The organism is Kitasatospora sp. NPDC007106 (genome assembly GCF_040634455.1).
GTDB lineage: Bacteria > Actinomycetota > Actinomycetes > Streptomycetales > Streptomycetaceae > Kitasatospora > Kitasatospora arboriphila.
The window spans coordinates 1-2,314 of the sequence record NZ_JBEYFP010000883.1; the positions used below are offsets into that span (position 1 = coordinate 1).

The 2,314-nt window shown below is 73.8% G+C and carries 2 protein-coding genes; one reads left to right on the top strand and one right to left on the bottom strand.

The features are described from left to right. The first annotated feature begins 380 nt into the window (after nt 1–380). Entirely contained in the window at nt 381–920 is a 540-nt protein-coding gene (locus tag ABZ641_RS33600; RefSeq protein ID WP_344621807.1) for an ATP-binding protein, read from the top strand. A gap of 73 nt (nt 921–993) precedes the next feature. Here ABZ641_RS33600 and idi read toward each other — a convergent pair whose 3' ends face one another. Then, nucleotides 994–1,635: an isopentenyl-diphosphate Delta-isomerase gene (gene idi / locus ABZ641_RS33605; protein WP_344621808.1), complete on the bottom strand. Its 642-nt coding sequence runs from the start codon at nt 1,633–1,635 to the stop codon at nt 994–996. Between the last annotated feature and the right edge of the window lie 679 nt (nt 1,636–2,314).

The following is a 2,314-nucleotide window of genomic DNA, read 5'->3' on the forward strand; positions in this document are numbered from 1 at the left end:
GGCGGTCCGGTCGCGGGGCGGGGTCGTACCGGAGCGTACGCGGCGGCCGCCGGGCGCCCCGGCGGATGCCCCGGCGGGCGTGGAGAGCCCGGTGTCCGCCCGTGCTGATCTGGGAAAACCTCCCACGGTGTGACCGATCCGCTGGTACAACGAATCGTGACCGGGCCGAAGTGGTCCGATCGCGTTCGCATGTGGTCTGAACAGTTCACCCGCCGCCAGTTTCCAGTCCCTGGGCCAGTGGCCGACGGGTGCTCTCCTAGCCTCTGTGGACCAAGGGAGCCTTGAGCGGAACGCCCGATTCCCGAAAGGCCGCCGGCCCGCGCCGCCGTGCGTACGGCTCGCGGCAGAGCCTCCCGTCATGATGCGAAGGGTGGCTTGACGTGGAACAGATCAGCGGGGCGGCCTCGAGCACTTCGACGGACCCCGGCTCCCCGGACGGGGCCGCGGCCAGACGGCCGGGCGTCGGCCCGGAACCGGGCGCCTGGCGGTTCGTCGCCGATGCGCAGGAGGCCGCCGTCCCGCAGACCCGCCACGCGGTCCGTGACCGCCTCCTCGCCCAGGGCATGGCCGGCGAGCGCTACCAGGAGCTGATCGACGACCTGCTGCTGATCGTCTCCGAGCTGGTGAGCAACGCGGTGACGCACGCCGCCGTCGTCTCGCCCCGCCTCAGCACCGAGCTCGCCATCGGCGAGGGCTGGGTGCGCATCGCGGTGGAGGACCTCCACCCGTACCGGCCGAAGGCGCTGGAGAGCGACCTGGGCAACCTCGGCGGCCGCGGCCTGCTGCTGGTGAAGAGCGTGACCCTGCAGGCGGGCGGCACCTGCGACGTGGAGCGCACCGAGGGCGGGGGCAAGGTCATCTGGGCCTCGCTGCCGCTGCCGGCCCCGCGTGCGGCGGAGCCGGACGGCCACCTCTGGTGACGTGCGGCAGGCCCGGAGCGGTGGAGACCCGCCCGCGTCGGCAGCAGGGCCGCCCGAGCCCGCTGCGGGAGGACTACCAGCCGCGTCCGGTGATCTCCCGGATGCCCGGCCGCGCGGCCTCGAAGACCGTCCGGAACCAGGCGGAGAACGGCTTCTCCGCCTCCAGCTCCTTCAGCTCCTCCTCGGTGACGAAGCGGGTCTCGGCGATCTCGTCCGGGTCCGGCGCGAGGTCGGCGGTGACCAGGCCGACGAAGAGGTGGTTCCACTCGCGCTCGATCAGGCCGGAGGCCTCGTCCGGCAGGTCGTAGCGGACGGTGCCGGCCTCGCAGAGCAGGGCGGGGGCGATGCCGAGCTCCTCCGCCGTGCGGCGGGCGGCCGCGACGAAGGGCTGCTCGCCCGGGTAGGGGTGGCCGCAGCAGGTGTTCGACCACACGCCGGGGGAGTGGTACTTGCCGAGGGCGCGGCGCTGGAGCAGCAGCCGGCCCTGCTGGTCGAAGAGGAAGACCGAGAACGCGCGGTGCAGCCGGCCCGGCTGCTGGTGGGCGGAGAGCTTCTCCGCGGTGCCGATGGTGAAGCCGTCGTCGTCGACCAGTTCCAGCAGGATCTCGGTGGCGGGCTGCGCGGCACCGCCGGCGCCCGCACCGGGGCCTCTGTCGAGATCCGTGTCGATCTCCGGGAGGAGGTGCGTCCGGCTGGTCGACGAGATGTCGGACATGGGGTCCCCTTCGCAAGTGGCGTCGGGCCCCAAGTCTGCCGCATGCTCCGGGGTTCGACGGCCGCGACGCACGTGGGGCCCGGGAAGGGGCGAATGACCGGACGATGTGTTCGCACCCTGACCGAATTCGTTGCGCCGCCTTCACCTTGTGTCCGTTCGAAGGTCGTACGTACGCCCGATGTCCGTCCCTCCACGGCTTGAATGCCGGGCTCACCGTCCGGAATGATGACCCGCACGACCGGGCGGTCGAAACGGCCGCCGACCGCGGTGCCGCGCCGCCCGCCCGCACTGCCGGGTACCCGCGCGCGGCGCCCCGTGGGGCCGGGGATGCCCCGTTTCGGGGGCAAACGGGCCGTCCGGTAGCCTCAACCGGTGCGCCGGGCCCCGCAGGGCGGCGCCGCCACCACACCCCGTCCCACCGCTCGCCGTTGCGGCCGGAACCCCGTCCGTACCGTCGAACGTTCGCACCGTCAGGGAGTGAGTCCCGCTGTCCACTGTGATCGTGACCGGCTCCGAGCCGTCGGCCGTCCCGGGAGTCGGCGACCCGCTCCCGCTCAGCACCACCGGTGGGTACGGGACGGCCGCCACCGCCACCGTGACCACGGTGCCCATCCCGGCCCAGGCCGACCGCAGCCCCGACCGCGCCGCTCCCGCCGACCCGGCCACCGACCGGGCCGCC

Coding starts and splice junctions, on each gene's coding strand:
- idi (WP_344621808.1), bottom strand. CDS start 1,635: ATGTCCGACATCTCGTCGACCAGCCGGACGCACCTCCTCCCGGAGATC.